The organism is Planctomycetota bacterium (genome assembly GCA_018242585.1).
GTDB lineage: Bacteria > Planctomycetota > Planctomycetia > Pirellulales > PNKZ01 > JAFEBQ01.
Genome location: JAFEBQ010000010.1, coordinates 21855 through 40889, shown reverse-complemented (window position 1 = coordinate 40889; position 19035 = coordinate 21855). Strand labels below are relative to the sequence as shown.

Genomic DNA, 19035 nt, shown 5'->3' with positions numbered 1-19035 from the left:
TTTCATGGTGACTCGTTCGTTTTTGGTTAAGGAGCCAGCGACGCGTCCCAGGATAATGTCCCGACGCCGTGGCGGAAACGCCCCGCCGGCTGCATTCGCCGCGCCGCCAACCGCGAATGGTGTTGATTCATTCCGGCCAGCGTCCAACAATTCAACTGCTTCGACCACCGCTGGCCCCAGGTCGCTCGCCATGAAGACCGCCGCTGCCGATGCACGCCTGATTGATGCCGCCGTCCGGCTGGCCGCCGAGTTGCAAGATCGCGCCGTCGCGTTGCAGTCGCCGCCCGAGCGCCGGCAGCAGGCCGAGCTCGACCGCATGCTCCGCAACCCGCACGACAAGGCCACGCTGGTCCAGTTGACGGATCAGTCGTTTCGCTCGCACGTCGCGGCCCGCACCGCCGAGCAGTTCACCCACATTCTCGACGTGCAGGGGATTCCGCGGTTCTTCAGCCCGCTCGATCAGGCATTGCTGCGCGGCTTTCAGACCTTTGGCGACTGGCTGCCGACGGTCACGGTTCCCTTGGTCAAAGCCCACCTACAGCACGAGACGGCCAACGTGGTGCTGCCGGCCGAGCCTGAGTTGCTGCACGAGCACCTGGCCGCGCGGCGTGCCCAAGGGGTGCGGATGAACCTGAACTTCCTGGGTGAGTCGCTGCTGGGTGAGGAAGAGGCTCAGCAACGCTTGAACAAATACCTGCAGGCCCTGCAGTCGCCCGAGGTCGAGTGTCTGTCGGTCAAGATTTCGACGATCTATTCGCAAATCATCCCGATCGCGCGCGAGCAGACGCTGCGTGTGCTATGCGATCGACTTGAGCTGTTGTACCGCGAGGCGGCGCACGTCCAGTACACGCGACCCGACGGCCATCTGACGCCCAAGTTCATCTATCTCGACATGGAGGAGTATCGCGACCTGTCGCTGACGGCCGAGGCGTTTATGCGCACGCTCGGCCGACCGGGCTTGGACCAGGTGAGCGGCGGCATCGCCCTACAGGCGTACGTTCCCGACTCGTTCACCGTGCAACAGCGCATCACCGCCTGGGCGCGCGAGCGCGTGGCCCGCGGCGGCGCGCCGGTCACGATTCGCATCGTCAAAGGGGCGAACATGGAGATGGAGCGCGTCGACGCGGCGCTCCACGACTGGCCGCAAGCCCCGTTCGCCAGCAAGGTCGAAACCGACGCCAACTATAAACAGATGTTGCAATTCGCGCTGGTGCCCGACCATTTGCACGCGGTCCGCGTCGGCATCGCGTCGCACAACTTGTTCGACGTGGCCTATGGGCTGGTGCTGGTCGGCGAACGGCTGGCCGAGAATCTGGTCCAGTTCGAAATGCTGGAAGGGATGGCCAATCACCAGCGTCGCGCACTGCTCGAACGGACGTCGCAACTGTTGCTGTACGCTCCGGCTTGTCGCAAGGAAGAGTTCCTCAACGCGATCGGCTATCTGATTCGCCGGCTCGACGAGAACACCGGCCCGGAGAATTTCCTGGGGCATGCGTTCCGCCTGAAAGTCGGCAGCGACGATTGGCGGATGCTCGAACAAGGGTTTCGCCAGGCTTTCCAGACCGCGATCGATCATCGCCCGCGACGTCAGCAGGATCGTAACACCGAGCAGTTTCCCACGCCGCGCGTCGAGATGCCACTGCAGCTCTTCGAGAACGAGGCGGATACCGATTGGTCGCTGCCGGCTAACGGGGCCTGGGCCGAGTCGATTGTCGCCCGCGACGTCAAGGCGCTCGCCGCGCACACGATTCCAGTCGTGATCGACGGCGGTGAGATCACCGACCGGGCGAAGAAGCCTTGTCAGGATCCATCGCGCGGCGGCGCGACGTTGTGTCATTACGCCCAGGCGACCGACGCCGATGTGGACCTGGCGGTTCAGTGCGCCCAGGCCGACGCCGATGGCTGGCGCACCATGACCGTCGACGCTCGCAACGAGGTGCTGGGCCGCGCGGCCCAGGAGCTGCGCCGCGCCCGGGCCGATCTGCTCTGGGCCGCGCTGACCAACGGGGGCAAGATTCTGACCGAAGGGGATCCGGAAGTTTCCGAAGCGATCGACTTTGTCGAGTTCTATCGGGCCTCGGCGCGGATGTTTTACGAGCTCCCCACGATCCGCGCCCGCGCGGCCGGCGTGGTGGTCGTCGTGCCGCCGTGGAACTTTCCAATCGCCATTCCCTGTGGCGGCGTGGCGGCGGCATTGGCGGCGGGGAACACGGTGATCCTAAAGCCGGCTTCGGATACCGTGCTGGTGGCGTGGGAGTTGTGCCAATGTTTCTGGCGCGCTGGCGTGTCGCGCCGCGCGTTGCAGTTCGTGCCGTGCCCTGGCGGCGGGCCAGGTAGCCGGTTGGTCAGCCATCGGGACGTGGCGGCCGTGATCCTGACCGGCGGCACCGAGACGGCGCTGCGCATGCTGGCCAAGAAGCCGGACTTGCATCTGAGCGCCGAGACAGGCGGCAAGAACGTCACGATTGTCAGCGCCCTGTCCGACCGCGAACTGGCGATCAAGCACATTGTCCACTCGGCGTTCAGCCACGGCGGGCAGAAATGCTCGGCCACGTCGCTGCTGATCCTGGATGCTGAAGTGTACGACGACGTGAACTTCAAGCGAATGTTGTGCGACGCGGTCGAAAGCCTGCAGGTCGGCTCGGCTTACGATCTGGCCTCGCGCATGGGGCCGTTGATTCGTCCGCCGTCGGGTGTGCTGGAAGAGGGGCTCAAGACGCTCGAGCCGGGCGAAAGCTGGGCGGTCATGCCGCGACCGTCGCCGAGCAATCCTTACCTGTGGACCCCTGGCGTGAAGTACGGCGTCACGCCGGGCAGTGTTACTCATCGGATCGAGTTCTTCGGGCCGGTGCTCGGCGTGATGCGCTACGAGCGTCTGGCCGACGCCATCGATTGGGTCAACGCGACGGGCTACGGCCTGACCAGCGGGCTGCACACCTTGGACGATCGCGAGATGGCGCAGTGGCGGGCCGCGATTCAAGCCGGCAACTTGTACATCAATCGCGGCACCACCGGGGCGATCGTCCTGCGTCAGCCGTTCGGTGGCATGGGCTTGTCGGCCGTTGGACCGGGGCTCAAGGCCGGCGGCCCGAACTACGTGGCCAGCTTCATGCACTTCAGCGATCGGGACGCGCAGCTTGGCGATTTGGACATCGACAACGACGACCTGGCCGATCTGGCCGAGCATTTGAAGTCGGATCGGGACGACGACGCTCGGCTGCTACAGGCCCTGGCCAGCTACGATCATTGGTGGCGAACCGAGTTCTCGCGCGAGCACGATCACTTCCGACTGTTGGGCCAGGACAACGTGCGGCGCTATTTGCCGTTTGGCCAGGCCTGTGTGCGGATCACGCCGGCCGACACCTGGTTCGACATCGTCGCGCGCGTGGCGGCGGCCCGCGTGACCGGCGCCCGGGTGCTGGCCTGCTTTGCGCCAGGCTGCCCGACGGTGTGGCGCGAGACGCTCGACGAATGGACCGAAAGCTGGGCCGCCGGGATCGAACTGTTCGAGGAGCCGGACACGACGGTCATCGCCCATATGTACCAGCGTCATTGGCCGCGGATCCGCTTCGCGCGGCGCGAGCATGTGCCGGCGGCGGTGCGGCAGGTGGCGGCTCACGAAGGGCAATGGATTGCCGACGCGCCGGTCCTGGCCGAAGGGCGGATCGAACTGCTCTGGTACCTGCGCGAGCAGAGCATTTCGTACGATTACCACCGGTATGGGAACCTAGGCGACCGAGCGAATGAGTTGCGCCGGGAATTGGTGCGGCCGGCGGAGTGAAGGATTTTAACTGAGGAACATACCGTGCAACCGACTAAGCGCATTTCAAATAGCATGATACTCATTGCGTTGACGGCGATGATGGGCGCAGGTTGTTCAGTCACTACCGTCAACACCGAACAACGCGTCGTCGAAATGAGCACATTGGATGCAAATGAAATCAACAAGGTCGGTGAGAGCATCCTGCAAGAATGGCAATCGGGCGGAATATTGACAGAGCTACATAGCCAGTTTCCTTCGGTCGATAGGTTAAAGCTTGAAAAGGTATATTTGAGGTGGCACGCAGGAATTGTCGGCGGCAAGTTCAAGACGTTCTTTCTGACAGGAATTGAGTATGACGGAGACTTGCCAGAGGGAAAGGGCATTGCGGACCAATGTGAGGTCAAACTACGAGAGGCGCTCAATAAACGCGGTCTTGCTACGAAGCATGATTAGCCGGGTAGCCGCGACAACTTGTTGTCGGGGTTGCGCAGCAACAAGAGGGACTGTGTGCGGTGTGAATCGCGCTGGTCACCGCGCCCAGTACGCCTCGTGTCGCCGGTGCGCGACCTCTCTTCACCCTCGCCCCTTGCGGGAGAGGGTGGTTCGCATAGCGAACCGGGGTGCGCATCAGGCGGGCGTGACACGGCGCAACGGGGATCCTCATCCGGCCTTCGGCCACCTTCTCCCGGAGGGAGAAGGGTTAGCGCTGGCCTAGTGATGATGGTTGCTTGTTATTTGCCTGCGTCGTTGCCGCGGGCGTCACTGAGCAGCTTTTGCAGCTCGGCGACCTTCTCGGGCTTGTCGGCGGCCAGGTCTTTCGTCTCGGCCAGGTCGGTCGACAGGTCGTACAACTGCGGCTTGTTGATCCGCTCGCCTTGGGGGAAGCGTGCCGAGCGCGCGCCCGGCGTGATGTACTTCCATGTTCCTTGCCGCACCGCAAAGGGGCCCGTCGTGCCGCCGATGTGAGCGATGAAGTTGTCGCGCCCCGTGGACGATTGACCAAGCAGAACGGGCAGCACGTTCACGCTGTCGCGGCACTGGCCGCTCGGAATCTTGACATCGACAATCGCCGCGAACGTGGCCGACATATCCAGCAGCGCGAACAGCGCGGCCGAGGTGGCGCCGGGCTTGATGTGCCCCGGCCAGCGGGCCAAGAACGGCACGCGGTTGCCACCTTCGTAGAGCATTCCCTTATCGCCGCGTAGCGGCGCATTGGGGTGGTAGTCGAAGCTGCCGGTGTCTTCGTAGCCGTCATCCATCACGCCGCCGTTGTCGCTGCTGAAAATGACCAGCGTGTTGTCCGTGAGTTTCAGCCGATCGAGCGTGGCCAATACCTTGCCGACCGAATCGTCCAGTTCGTGAATCACGTCGCCGCGCGTGCCGACCGAGCTGCTACCGCGGAACCGTGCGTGTGGCACGCGCGGCACATGGACATCGTGCGTGGCGAAGAACAGAAAGAACGGCTCGCGGGCGTGCTGCTCGATGAAGCCGACGGCGTGCTTGGTGAACGTGTCGGCCATGTCTTCGTCGACCCAGCGGGCCGCCTTGCCGCCGGTCATCCAGCCAATGCGGCCGACGCCGTTCACGATGGTCATATCGTGGCCGTGCGTGTGCTTCAGTTTCAGCAGTTCAGGATTCTCGGCGCCGGTTGGCTCGCTGCCGATCTTTTGCTTGTAGCTGACGCGGATTGGGTCGCTGGGGTCGAGCCCCACCACGCGATGATCTTCGACATAGACCGTGGGCACGCGGTCGCCGGTCGCCGCCATCAGAAAGGCGTAATCAAAGCCCAACTCAAGCGGCCCCGGCTTGATCGCGCTGTTCCAGTCGGGGCCACCCTCGGGCCCCAGGCCGACGTGCCACTTGCCGACCACGCCGGTCTTGTAGCCGGCGGCTTTCATGATCGACGCCACGGTGGTTGAGCCGGGCTTGATCGACAACGGGTAGTCGCCCGGCGCGATCGACGAGCCTTGCTGTTGTCGCCAGGAATAAACGCCGGTCAACAGCGCGCGGCGCGTGGGAGTGCAGGTCGACGCGGGAGAATGAGCGTCGGTGAAGCGGCAGCCTTCGGCGGCCAGCCGATCCAGGTTCGGCGTCTTGGCGTGCTTGCCCCCTTGGCAAGACAGGTCGCCATAGCCGATGTCATCGGCCAGGATGAAGATGATATTGGGCCGGCTGGTTGGAGTGGAACAAAATGCCTGATTCCGCGAAGCAAATGCCACTCCAGCCGTCACGGCGGCCAGAGCGAGTGTAGTAAACCTGTGGAATAAACGACGCAATGACTTCTGGCGAGTGGGTTCGGAGTTCTTGGCGATGCAACCAGGCATGGGGAGCTGTTCCAACGGGGTGAGCGTGGCGGGAGTGGCATTCAATACGACGCGCAATATCGACTGCCTATTGCCCCAGGTCAACGATTTTAACTCACGGAAGGCCCACATGGCTCGCCCGCAAACAGCGCCGACAACAGCATGGTTCGGCCTGGCTTTGGAAGCAAGCTGATTGCTGGTACTCCACCCAGCCCGGCATCAAGCGGCGCATCCCCCTGTTTGACGAGCAGGGAGAGCGAATCCGTGGCAAGCAAGGCCGCGAGGCAGCGGAACAGGCCCTGGCTAGGGAAAAGCTGGCGATGACCGGCGACCGTGCGGCCGCAGACGTCACAGCGGCCGAACTGCACGTTGAATTGACGATTGATCACCGCACGGGGGATTCCGGTCTGGTACTGCGCAGCGACGTGGGTGGCGCTCACCCACGGGTCGCCGCAGTGCGGGCCTTGCTTGGGCAACAGACAGTCGATCCGCAGGCGGGTGTTCCGCTCGGCGAGTGGGCCGTTGACGCTTCCTCGAAGTGCGTCCGAGTGGTTTAGGTTCGGCAACCGGCGGCCCCTTCAAGAACGACGCCGCTTGACGCTTGCCTGGTCGCAACGCCGCTTCAAACCCGCCGTCAACTTGGCGACTTGCCTCCGCCGGAATCCGCCACTCCTGAGCCATCGCAGTTGAATCTTTTCCCCACTCTCACGCGACATTGTGTCGCGATCCGGTTGGTTTGGAAGGAAACCGATTACGACTCTGAAAGGGCTGGTTTCAACCCCACCATTTCGAGTATTACGTCCCCCCGTAATTGGGCCGCCATCCAATCGCTACGGGCCTGCTTCCCCGCAAAATCGCGCAGTCACATGACGTTCAGCCATCGACTTTGCGGGTTATGAGCCCAGTTGGTATCTGGCGGTAGCGATCGCGTTGACCTTAACGCCGGATTATTACGACTCCTACGAATCGGTGGATTTTCAGTAAGAAGTCCCCTATTCGTTAGGTCGATAAAGACCCATACCTTTGGAACGACATTTGATAGCTCGGCGTTATTGCTGGAGTTGCGACCTCATGCAGGCTCGCTCGCAGAGAATTAAGAAAGTGGTGTGCGTCGCCAGGTCATTAGGTTGGCCGGCGGTGTTAGCCGCCGGCATGACCGCCACGGCCGCGCTCGCCGAACAACCGTTCTCGCCTGACCGCGGCGGCCGGAACGAGGATTCCTATTCGACGCGCGAACTGTCCATACCGTCGGCTCCCTTAGCCGAGGCGACGCCAGGCGTCGCGGTGGAAGAAGTGCCCATCGATCTGCCCACGGCGCTGCGGCTAGCAGGCGCGCAAAACCAGATCATCACCGTGGCCTATGCACGGACGTTGCAGACCACGGCAGTGCAGCAACTGGCGGCGACACAATTGCTTCCCAATCTCAATCTTGGCACGAACTACGATGCCCACAGTGGAGCATTGATGCAGGCCAGCGGGAATGTACTCGACGTCACTCGAAATGCTCTGTTCGTAGGCGCCGGCGCCAATGCGGTGGCGGCCGGCTCGGTGGGTATCCCCGGGGTGCAGTTCAACCAAAACGCCTCGGAAATGATATTTCGCATGATTGCCGCGCGGCCCCTGGTGCAAAGCTCGCGATATGCCTATCGGGCAACGAGTAATAACCTGCAACTCGATGTTGCCCTCGCCTACGGCGAGTTGTTACGCGCGGAGGGCGGCCGTGCCATCGCGCAGCAAGTGCGCGGCGAAGCCGTGGAGATTGCCAGGGTCACTAGCGACTACGCTCGGGCGGGCCAAGGTCGCGATGCCGAGGCGGCGCGAGGCGCCAACGAGCTCGCTCGCCGCGAGGCTGACCTGGTGCAAGCAAATGCTGAAGTGGCCATCGCATCAGCTCAGTTGGTGGCGTTACTCAATATGCAATCGTCGGTTCGCCTCCACGCCGCCGAGCCTTGGGTCGTGCCGCGCTCGATCATTCCCGACCCCATTGAGTTGCCTGAACTGTTGGCCATGGCGTTGTATCGACGGCCCGAGTTGGGACAGTTTCGCGCCGCCGTGGAGATGGCGATGGCCAACCTACAGGGGGCAAGGGTGCTCCCATTTTCACCTCAAGTCATGGCTGGCTATAGCTACGGGGTTTACGGCGGGGGCAGCGGTCTGGTCGCCAGCGCTGACCAACCTCGATTCAATGCGCCGCTTAACGGTCCGCGATTTGGCAACTTTGCCTCGCGCGGTGACTTCGACGTGATTATGTATTGGTCGCTTCGCAATCTGGGCGTTGGTAATCACGCCCTGATCCAAGGCGCTCGAGCACGTTTAGGCCAGACGCAAATGGAACGTCTGATCGTCCTCAATCAGGTGCAGGTGGAAGTAGCCACCACCTATGCACGCAAGACATCATCCTTGGCGCAAGTCAATATTCGTCAGCGTGCGGTTGAGACGAGCGCCATGTCACTCAAGGAAGATATGCTGCGTGTCCGCAATAACGAGGGGCGACCCATCGAAGTGCTTGACAGCTTACGGCTGCTTTCCGATGCCCGACGTGAGTATTTGAACGCCATCGTGGACTACAACCAGGCTCACTTTGCACTGTTCACGGCAGTCGGCCAGCCGCCGGCTGATTTGCTGGTACGTCCGACGGTGGCTCAACCTCCCGCCCCACCCGCAGACCGAATCGCGCCCTAGGTCCAACGATGCGAATTCCCTGGAAAAAAATCTCGATGCGCTTGCCGAATAATCGCCGGTCAAATGCTCGTCGAATGCTGCAGCCCTGGCTAGCTGGCATGTCACTGGCAAGTATCGGCTGGTTGACGACTGCCGCGCGCGCCGAGGAGCCGTTTGGCAGCCCCGTGCGGGTTAGCGTCGTTGCGTCGGGCCCCGAGGCCCACGACCCGAGCGTGTCGCGGTTTCGGTTACCCGTGGAAGCGGTGGCACCGGCCACTGCCATGCCAACGGTGCGACCAGTTGTGCGCGTGGCGGAGCCGGTCGAAGTCTTACCTGCTCCTCCACCGCAAGACGACTTAACCAATTTATTTCCTCGACTCGAGGTGACGCCGATCGACCTGGGCGCGGCTTTAGCGTTGGTTGACGTGCGCAACCCACAGTTTTTGTTAGCCCAGCAGCGGGTGCTCGAATCGATGGCGGTTCGCCAACTAGCGGCCGCGCAGTTTTTGCCGACCATCAATCTTGGCACCAGCTACGACGATCATATCGGCAATTTGCAGCAATCGAGCGGCAACGTCATCAATGTCTCACGCAGTGCCATGTTCGTCGGCGCCGGCGCCAACGCACTGGCGGCCGGCACCGTAAACATCCCGGGCGTCATGTGGGTCCAGAATCTGGCGGATGTGACCTATAACTACTTGCAGTCGCAGCAGGCCGTCTCGGCACGGGAGTTTGGCACCACGGCCGCCCGAAATGAAATGGGGCTGCGAGTCGTCTCGGCGTATTTGGATCTGCTCGAAGCAGAGGGGCGTCGTAGCATTGCGCTTAAGGTCCGGCAAGAAGCGCTCGAATTATCAAGGCTGACCGACGCTCACGCCCGTACCGGGCAGGGGCGGGCATCGGACGCTCATCGCGCCGCGACCGAACTGATCGACCGCGAAGCGATTGCCGTAGCTGCCGAAGGCGAGACCCTTGTTACCTCGTCGCGCTTGGCGCAATTGCTCAGACTCGATCCTGCCATTCGCTTGCATCCGACCGACAATTGGGTCGTGCCTCATCCACTGGTTCCCGACCCCGTGCAGTTGCCCGAGTTGCTGGTGATTGCGCTGACTCAGCGTCCTGAACTGCGTGAACGACAGGCCGTCGTGCGGCAAGCCTTGCTGCAATTGGAAGGCGCCCAGAAACTACCGTTCTCACCGACGTTTTTCCTTGGCTACAGTTCAGGCATGTTCGGCGGCGGCAGCAACCTGGTGAATGCGCCACCGGGGGCCAACCCGTTTGCTAGCGGGGAGCCACGGTTCGGCAGTTATGCTCAGCGTATCGACTTCGACGTCATCGCATATTGGACCTTGAAGAATGTCGGTCTTGGCAATCGAGCGATGATCGATGCCGCCCGCGCGCGGTTGTCGGCCGCCGATTGGCAACGACTGGGCGTCTATGAGCAAGTCCGCTTGGAAGTTTCCAACGCCCACGCGCGTTCGAAAACACGACTCAAGCAATTGCAAATGGCCGAAGAGGCCATGAAAGCGGCGACCAACAGCTATACGGAGGACGTGAATCGGATTCGAGCCCTCGAGGGACTGCCCATCGAGGTGATGGATAGCTTGCGGCTGCTGGCAAAGGCGCGATTGGCCTATTTGCGAGCGATTGTCGACTATAACCGCTCGCAGTTCACGTTGTATGTCTCGCTTGGGCAACCGCCGGCCGACGTGCTGGCGCGACCGGCCGAGGCCGTGCCCGGGCCAAACAATGACCCCGCCGTGAAGCATTGATCGTCCTGGTACTCGAACAACAGTCGGCAAGACCAAGCTGCTGAAGTGGGTAAATGAATTTCGTCGGCATGGAATCGAGAAGATGACGGCACCCGCGCTACAAACAATACGATCACAGGCATTCGCGACGTTGCTTTGCGCTATCTGCGTAATCGCTCGTGGTGAAGTCCCGCAACTTCAACCGCCCCTCGACGCGACCGCCGCGGCACCGCTGCCTAGCAACGACTTGCTCATCGTTCCTGGCGCCGCTGAGTCGCACGTGATCGATCTGCCGTCGGCCATACGCTTGGCCGAAGTGACTAACCCTAATCTGGGCATGAGTCGCGCCGCGTTGTCCGAAGCGATGGCCATTCATCGGAGTACACGCGTCCTGTTGCTGCCCGACTTGAACGCCGGCGCCAATTACGACACGCACCACGGTCCCTACCAGGCCTCGCCAGGTCATATTTTCGACGTGGATCGGCAGTCAGTCTACGTCGGCGGCGGCGCCAGAACATTGGCGGCCGAAACCTTAGGTATCCCCATGGTTCGCATCTTCGCTCATCTTGGTGATGCCTACTTCCTGCCCCTGGCGGCGCGTCAGGAAGTGGCGGCACGCGGCGCCGAGAACCAGGCGGTGACTAACGAGGTCTTGCTCGATGTCGTCACGCGCTACCTCGAACTGGCGGCCGCCGAGTCGCGCATTGATGCCTGGCGGAAATCGCTTGGCGAAATCGATGAGATTCGCCGCAACACGCAGTCATTTGCTCGGACGGGCCAAGGACGCGAAGGCGATTTTCAACGCGCGACCGGCGATGCGCTATTGATGCGAGTGGAATCGCTCGATGCCGAGGCCGAAGCCATGATTGCGTCAAATGAATTGGCAAGATTACTCAGACTTGACCCGGCCATCCACTTGACCACGATGCAGGCGCCGCTCGAGTTGGTTGAGTTAGTCGATCCCGTTCGCACGCCCGAGGAACTGGCCGAAATGGCAGCCAGGCTGCGGCCAGAAATTCGCGCGCAAAGCGCAATGATTGGCGCGGCACAAGCGCGTTATCGCTTGGAGCGGACGCGCCCGCTGTTGCCCACGGTCATGGTGGGATATAGCGCCGGTGGCTTTGGCGGTGGCAGCAATCGCAGCGATTTGAAGTCGGACGTCGAAGCCTTTCAGCGATTTGGCGGTCGCAGCGATTTCGACATGTGGGCGTATTGGACGTTGCAGAATTTCGGCGCCGGCAATGTCGCATTGCAGAACCAGCGAAGTGCCGATCGTACCGAAGCCGTGGCCCGCCGCACGGTGACACAATTCAACATACGAAGAGAAGTCATCGCAACCTTTGCCGCACTGCAAGCCGCCAAGCAGCGACTTGACGTTGTCGCTCGACAACTGGAGAGCGCCCAGCGCGGGGCTAAAGAGGAATTGATTCGCACTCGACTGGGCGAAGGTTTGCCAATTGAATCGCTGAACAGCATCACCCGTCTGGCGAAAGCGCGCCAAGATGCGATCGGCGCCGTCGTCGATTATGACCTCGCTCAATTCCGTTTATTTGTCGCAGTGGGGAGCCGACCTTCGAGTGCTGGCCCCAATCCTGCCCCACTTGAAGAGGCAGCGATCGGTTCGCGGCCATAGATCAAGTTCCGCGGTACGGCTACCCGGGCCGTTAGCCGACCATGCTGGGCGCCTGACTTCCGAATCAACGATCGTCGATTCACACACCGCGTTCTGGTGCGGCACTAATTCGCGCCCTAAAATTGAACACACCTGTCAGTCGCTCTTGATTGACATGCCGTCATTTAAGCGAGTCATTCTGTCGCGATTGATCCGCGTCAGGCGATGTTCGGTTACATTCCCGTGAGAAAGGCCAGCACTTGTCTTGCGACAAGGCCTGCAAGAATTACATTTCCGCGACAGTACACCGCCGCGCCGCGCCGCGCGGTCGATGAACTAGTATAACTTGTTAGGCGATAGTATCTTTGCCGTTTTGTATTCTATTGCGCCAACGAGGCGGTTATTCATGAGCAATCGTGATTGGTGGCTGCGAGGAGCGTCGGTCGCCGGAGTGTTTCTGGCCGGGTTTAGCGGTTGGCATTGGCTTGGCAATGCGGCTCCGTTGCACACGCCGGCCGCCCACGCGCAGGCTGCTCGTGATTCGGCGGGTGAACCGCTGAGTTCCGAGACCATTCGCATTGACGCGGTACACCCCAAGGCGGGCGGTTTGCCGCGCGTGACCACGCAACCGGGCTCGGTTCACGCATTTGACTTCGCCGATTTGTATACCAAGGTATCCGGATATCTTGCTCAGCAGAACGTCGACATCGGCGATACGGTTCGCGCTGGCCAGGTGCTGGCGGTCCTCGATTCTCCCGAATTACTCAAGGAAGTCGAACGCGCGGCGGCCTCGGTGGAAAGGGCCAAAGCTCAGGTCCGCCAGATGCAGGCGCGTGTCGTCTCGGCACAAGCGGATCACAAAGCAGTCGAGGCTGCTGTTGTGCAGGCCCAAGCTGACGTGCAGCGCGATCTGGCTCGCGAATCTTTCCACGGCAAACAATTCAAACGCATTTCCGAGTTGTTCGATCTGAAGTCGATCGACGAAAAGCTGGTCGACGAGAAAGAAGATCAATTCCGCGCGGCGGAGGCCGCCGTCGCGGCTTCGCAGGCGTCCTTGGCCACCCACCGGGCGCAAGTGGTGGCGGCCGCGGCCAAAATCGATCAGGCCCTGGCAGACGTGGCTGATGCCGAAGCCGAAGTGCGCGTCGCCGCGGCTAACTTGGGGCGCGCGCAGGTGATGTTTGACTATTTGAAAATCGTTTCCCCCTACGACGGCGTCATCACGTTTCGGGGATACCACCGCGGAGACTTCATCAAAGCCGCCGATCAAGGCGTTTCACAACCGGTCGTCAGCGTAGCTCGCGTTGATCTGATGCGGGTGATTGTGCCCATTCCCGATCGCGATGTGCCGTACGCCGAGCCCGGCGACGGCGTCTTTGTCGAGATCGATGCACTGCCTGGGCGCAAGTTCACTGGCAAGCTATCGCGTATTGCCGTGATTGAAGATGACAAGACTCGCAACATGCGCGCCGAGGTCGACTTGCCGAATACGGAACGCGTGTTGCGCGGGGGCATGTATGGACGTGTGACGATCGAATTGCAGCCAGCCGCTCCTGCGGCAGTGCAGATTCCCTCCTCCTGTCTGGTCGGCGGCGTGCGCGACGGCCAAGGCGCCGTGTTCGTGGTCCGCGACGGCAAGGCGCGCAAGACACCGATTCAGGTCGGCACCGACAACGGCATTGCCGTGGAGGTGCTTGGCGGATTGACGGTCAAAGACTTGGTTGTGGCCAGCAACAGCGGCGCCATCCAAGATGGGACACCGGTTGACGCAACTCACGCGGCCGGTGCCGAGGCCCGCTCCTTGGGGCACTAGTAACGACACCCGGCTTAAGCTGCCGCGCTGCCCGCGGTTGCGCCTCGGGTGTATTGACGCGTAACCACGTAATCAAAACTGACAATCGGCTGAAACCAATCGATGAACGGACTTATTCAGGCTTCCATTCGGAATGCGTATGCCGTTACGGTCATGGCCTTGACCATGCTCGTGATTGGCGTATTGGTCATGACCATGATTCCGATCGACATCTTGCCGGTGTTTAAAAGTCCGGCCGTGCAGGTATTGACGTTCTATGGCGGCATGCCGGCTGAAGGAATCGAGAAAGACATCACCAATCGCATGGAGCGGTGGGTCGGTCAGTCCAATGGTCTGAAGCGTCAGGAATCGCGATCGATTGTCGGCGCTAGCATTGTCCGCAACTATTTTCAAAGCGACGTCGATCCCAGCGGTGCGCTGACCCAAGTCAATTCGCTCGCGCTGGCCACGATTCCGAATTTGCCCCCCGGCACTCTTCCGCCGGTGGTGTTGCCTTTCGATCCTACAAGTAGTACGCCCGTCGCGTTGGTGGCGCTCGACAGCAGTTCGCAGACCGAAGCGATTCTGTACGACGTTGGCCGCTATGAAGTCCGCAGCATGATCATGAGTAACCCAGGCGCCGTGGCGCCTGTGGTTTATGGCGGCAAGGTTCGAGCGGTCATGCTGTACCTCGATCGGATTCGCATGCAAGCGCGGGGTTTATCCCCCTTGGATGTGATGAAGGCCATGGACAATTACAACCTCTTTTTGCCGACCGGCAGCGTCAAGATGGGCAATACCGACTACGCCGTCGATTCGAATTCGATGTACACGTTCGTCGAGCGGATGGGAGATATCCCACTTAGCGCATCGGACAACAAGATCTCGTTTATGCGCGACGTGGCCACCCCTAGCGATGCCGCATTCATTCAGACCAACGTCGTCCGCGTGAACGGCCGGCGTCAGGTCTACATTCCCGTCTATCGTCAATTGGGCGCTAGCACGTTACGCGTGGTCGATTCAGTCCGCAATGGTCTGGCCGACATGCAGGCGCGAATCACACGGCCGGGAATTGACCTGAAATTAGTAATGGATCAGTCCGTTTATGTTCGTGCCTCGATCGCGGCCTTGATTCAAGAAGGGATTCTGGGGGCTATTTTGTGCTCGTTGGTCATCCTGCTGTTCTTGGGTGAATGGCGCATGACCGTGATCGCGATTCTGACGCTGCCGCTGGCCGTCTTCGGTGCGATTGTCTGCCTTTATGCCGCCGGCATGACCGTGAATGTCATGACGCTGGCTGGTTTGGCGTTAGCCATTGGGCCGATGGTCGACAGCGCGATCATTTGCCTGGAGAACACGCATCGACACCTGGGTTTCGGCGTCGAGCCCAAGGAAGCTGCCTTCCTCGGCGCCAGCGAAGTCGCGATGCCCGAATTGATTGCCACGCTTTGTACGTTCTTGGTGTTGTCGCCGTTGGCCTTTGTTCCGGGAATTGGCCAGTTCTTGTTCACGCCGATGGCACTGGCGGTAGCCTTCGCCATGATTTGCGCGTATTTGCTATCGCGAACTCTGGTGCCGTCATTCAGTGCCATGTTTCTCAAATCTCATGGTGGCCATGGCCACGACGAAAAGCCCAAAAACCTAGTTGCGCGGGCCTTCGCCCGATGGGAACGCGTGATCGAATCCGCGATCAGTAAATACGTGGTGGCCTTGGGGTGGGTGCTGGGCAATCGCTGGAAAGTAGTGTTCACTGGCTTCGGGACACTGGCCGTCGTACTGGCCACGATCGGACCGAATCTGCGGCGAGAATTCTTTCCCGACGTTGACGCCGGGGCGTTCGAACTGGCGGTCAGATCGCCGAGCGGCACGCGCATCGAAGTCAGTGAAGAATGGATTGCAAAAGTCGAGGACTTCGTCCGAAAGAACATTGACGAACACGACTTGCAGTTGATCGTGTCCGAATTGGGCGTCACCTCAGACTGGTCAGCGGCTTACACCCCCAACGCGGGGCCGATGGATGCCGTGGTAAAAGTTCAGCTCAGCGAGCACCGCCATCACTCTTCGCAGTATTACGCTGAGCGTTTGCGCCGCGAATTGCACGCCAACGAGCAACTGTCACAGTTGGAATATGCCTTTGACACGGGCGGCATGATTCGCGGCGCCTTGAACGAGGGCAAGTCCACGCCGATTAACATTCGCGTGATCGGCAAGAACATGCACCTGTCGTATGACATTGCCGATGCGCTGCGCAAGGAGGTGATCAAGGTTGACGGCGTGGTCGACGCCCGGGTCATTCAACGCATGAACTACCCGCAATTCACGTTGACGGTCGATCGTTCCAAGGCCGCTGACCTGGGGTTGAACCAGGAAGACATCATGCGCAACGTCGTGGCGGCGACGAACTCAAGCATCTCGTTCAACAAGAAAAACTTCTGGATCGACCCGGTCAGCTACAACCAATACTTCGTCGGCGTGCAATATCCCGAACAGGACATCGTTTCGATCGACACATTGCTCGATATTCCAGTGACCAGCCCCAAGCAGCACACACCGGTCCCGCTAAGAAACCTGGTGACGATTTCGCGAACCACGGTTCCGACCGAAATCGGCCACGTTAATATTCAACCGGCAATCGACTTGACCATGGGAGTAGCCCGCCGTGACCTGGGGCACGTGTCAGTGGATGTTGCCAAGGTGATCGATCGCTTTGGCGCACGATTGCCCGACGGTCGATGGGCGCCTTACGATATTCACGAGCCTCAATCCAAGAAGACGCTCGAAGGCGCCAAGATCGAGTTGAGCGGTGAATACGCTCGCATGCAGGATACTTTTAGTAGCCTGAGCGTGGCGCTGATTCTGGCCAGCTTGCTGATCTATTTTCTGATGGTGGCACTGGGCAAGTCGTGGATTGTGCCGCTTTCGGTCATGCTGATCGTGCCACTGTCATTGGCTGGCGTCGTGGTGATGCTCTTTGCGACGGGTACTGCCCTGAACGTACAGTCGCTGCTGGGCATCATTTTCATCGTCGGCATCAACGTATCGAACGCCGTGCTGATGTCAGACTTTGCCCAGGAGTTGCGACGTCATGAAGGATTGAGTCCGACCGAGGCGATTCGCAAAGCGGCCTCGATCCGCGTGCGGCCGGTTACGATGACGGCACTGGCTGCGTTCTTTGCCATGGTGCCCGCCGCTTTGGCATTTGAGTTGGGCAGCGAAGCAAATGCTCCCTTGGCCCGAGCTATCCTGGGTGGTCTAATCGCGGTGGAACCGGCTACTTTGTTCGTCTTGCCAGCGCTCTTTTCGTTGATGGTCCGTGACGATCGTCCGGCAATTGATCTTCGAAATGATCCACCGCTTGAAACTGCTCCCGAGCTAACTCCCACGACTGGTGAAGAACTGTAATGGCTGGTGTCTTTGTTGTTGTGGCCGCTTCGCGAACGGAAACAAGACTAGAAAGACAAAATAAATGACCGAGCACCCGCCATTGCCGAATTGGTGGCCAGGTGATGAGCCTGCCGCGCCCATTCGTGTCGCCATTAGTGGCGCATCCGGGCATTTGGGCTACAATCTGGTTTTCCGCATCGCTGCCGGCGCGCTGTTCGGCCCCGTGCAATCGGTGACGCTAAGCTTGCTCGAGTCGCCCAAAGGGATGCGGGCGTTGCAGGCCTTGAGCATGGAGTTAAAGGACTGCGCCTATCCACTGTTGAACGACATTGAATTATCTTCCGACCCTTTCGAAGCCTTTCACGGCGCCGACTGGGTGATTCTTCTGGCCGGCTGGCCCCTGAACTACGATCAATCGTCGCGGCATGATTTGCTGCATAAGAACGGCCCCATCTATGTCGAGCATGGACGCGCGATCAATTTGGCCTGCCCAACCGCGCGTATTCTGGTGGTGGCGGAGCCCTGCAATACCAACTGCATGATCGCCATGCACGAGGCCCCCAATGTGGCCCCCGAGCGCTGGTTCGCCTTAAATCGACTCGATCGCATGCGCGCGACTGCCATGATTGCCGAAAAGGCACAGGTGCCGGTGTCGAAAGTGAACCGCGTAACGGTCTGGGGAAATCATAGCGAAAGCATCTTTGTCGACTTCCGCAATTCGTTCATTGGCGAGCGGCCTGCTCACGAGCTAATTACCGATCAGAAATGGGTGCATGAAGTGTTCGAGCCGGCCGTCGCGACGCGTAGTCGCGAGATCAACAGCCTCTGCGGCACGACTCCCGCGGCCGCGGCAGCGCAGGCGATCCTTGGGACGATTCGCTCAATCTCGACCCCGACCCCTTTTTACCGACGCTTTGGCGCCGCCGTGTGTTCGCCCGGCGCTTACGATGTGCCCAAGGGCTTGGTGTTTGGTTTGCCTTTGCGCACCGAAGACGGGCATCAATGGGATGTCGTCGACGATCTCTACATTGATAACTATGCGCGGGCCCGATTGGACCAAAACATCGAAGAGTTGGAACTCGAGAAGACCGCAGCCGGAATCTAAAGCGTCGCCGCCAGGCGGAATGAGCGCTGCTCAATGCCCGTTAGGGGGACACTCATGGGTTCGCGGTGGGAACGAGCCGTCTGGTATTTCGGAATTGTCGTCGGCTTAGTCCTGCTGTCCATCGCGGCTTTACTGCTAGCGCATGGCAACCCCGCCGAGCAGCATCCTGGCACGAAGGCCGAGTGGGTGACGCTCTGGTCGTTTGCGCTTCTGGCGCCCTTCACGTTATTACCTGCCGTGCTGCTGGCCCACCGAAGTCCGATCAGCGCCGGGGTGCTGTTGATCATGGTGGGGATGCTATCGCTGGCGCCAGTGCTGTTTCCGCTGCTTTTCGATTTGCTTGAGGGAAAGCGGCTAGGTGAATTATTCGATCTAGAACTGATCGCCTACCTGCTGACGAGTCCCGTTCCCGCACTGGCATTCGGCATCTTCTATTGGCGATTAGGATGCTCGCGACATGCCAAGGGAATCGAGGGGCCACTCAATGCAAAAGATGGCTTGAAGGACGTTTGACGAAACTCGCGAGCATTCCAAGCAACCGGGTGAGTTAGGTGCCTAAGCGAGGGCGCCGGCACAACCTGGGTGACGTGGCCTTCTGTCGTGACGCCAGAGCAAGTCCGGCTAGCGATACCAAGAGTACCGGCATCATTGCTCTCGGGTTGCC

Annotated in this window: 11 protein-coding genes; 9 read left to right on the top strand and 2 right to left on the bottom strand. The window is 60.6% G+C overall.

Annotation, left to right across the window (positions count from 1 at the left end):
- Positions 1 to 190: 190 nt before the first annotated feature.
- Together JSS27_05385 and JSS27_05380 are read left to right on the top strand one after the other, a co-directional pair.
- Positions 191 to 3781, top strand: coding sequence for a proline dehydrogenase family protein (locus JSS27_05385; GenBank protein ID MBS0208369.1), 3591 nt, complete (start codon positions 191 to 193; stop codon positions 3779 to 3781).
- Between the two features lie 24 nt (positions 3782 to 3805).
- Positions 3806 to 4216: a hypothetical protein gene (locus JSS27_05380; protein MBS0208368.1), complete on the top strand. Its 411-nt coding sequence runs from the start codon at positions 3806 to 3808 to the stop codon at positions 4214 to 4216.
- 278 nt (positions 4217 to 4494) lie between these two features.
- Here JSS27_05380 and JSS27_05375 read toward each other — a convergent pair whose 3' ends face one another.
- The gene (locus tag JSS27_05375; protein ID MBS0208367.1) at positions 4495 to 6087 is read right to left on the bottom strand and encodes an arylsulfatase; all 1593 of its coding nucleotides are present in this window, start codon (positions 6085 to 6087) and stop codon (positions 4495 to 4497) included.
- A gap of 89 nt (positions 6088 to 6176) precedes the next feature.
- Positions 6177 to 6542 (bottom strand): hypothetical protein, encoded by a 366-nt coding sequence (locus JSS27_05370; protein MBS0208366.1) that lies wholly within the window; start codon positions 6540 to 6542, stop codon positions 6177 to 6179.
- A 595-nt stretch (positions 6543 to 7137) separates the two neighbouring features.
- Here JSS27_05370 and JSS27_05365 point away from each other — a divergent pair.
- The 7 genes from JSS27_05365 (at position 7138) to JSS27_05335 (ending at position 18884) form a co-directional block, all read left to right on the top strand.
- Positions 7138 to 8748, top strand: a complete 1611-nt coding sequence (locus tag JSS27_05365) for a TolC family protein (protein ID MBS0208365.1) — start codon at positions 7138 to 7140, stop codon at positions 8746 to 8748.
- Positions 8749 to 8846: 98 nt separating this feature from the next.
- On the top strand, positions 8847 to 10499 hold the full coding sequence (locus tag JSS27_05360; GenBank protein ID MBS0208364.1) for a TolC family protein: 1653 nt from the start codon (positions 8847 to 8849) through the stop codon (positions 10497 to 10499).
- Positions 10500 to 10725: 226 nt separating this feature from the next.
- Complete coding sequence (locus tag JSS27_05355) at positions 10726 to 12111, top strand: TolC family protein (GenBank protein MBS0208363.1); 1386 nt, start codon at positions 10726 to 10728, stop codon at positions 12109 to 12111.
- 385 nt (positions 12112 to 12496) lie between these two features.
- The gene (locus JSS27_05350) at positions 12497 to 13903 is read left to right on the top strand and encodes an efflux RND transporter periplasmic adaptor subunit (GenBank protein MBS0208362.1); all 1407 of its coding nucleotides are present in this window, start codon (positions 12497 to 12499) and stop codon (positions 13901 to 13903) included.
- Between the two features lie 102 nt (positions 13904 to 14005).
- Positions 14006 to 17284, top strand: coding sequence for an efflux RND transporter permease subunit (locus JSS27_05345; protein ID MBS0208361.1), 3279 nt, complete (start codon positions 14006 to 14008; stop codon positions 17282 to 17284).
- 64 nt (positions 17285 to 17348) lie between these two features.
- Positions 17349 to 18371: a malate dehydrogenase gene (locus JSS27_05340; GenBank protein MBS0208360.1), complete on the top strand. Its 1023-nt coding sequence runs from the start codon at positions 17349 to 17351 to the stop codon at positions 18369 to 18371.
- A gap of 54 nt (positions 18372 to 18425) precedes the next feature.
- Positions 18426 to 18884, top strand: coding sequence for a hypothetical protein (locus tag JSS27_05335; protein MBS0208359.1), 459 nt, complete (start codon positions 18426 to 18428; stop codon positions 18882 to 18884).
- Positions 18885 to 19035: the final 151 nt, after the last annotated feature.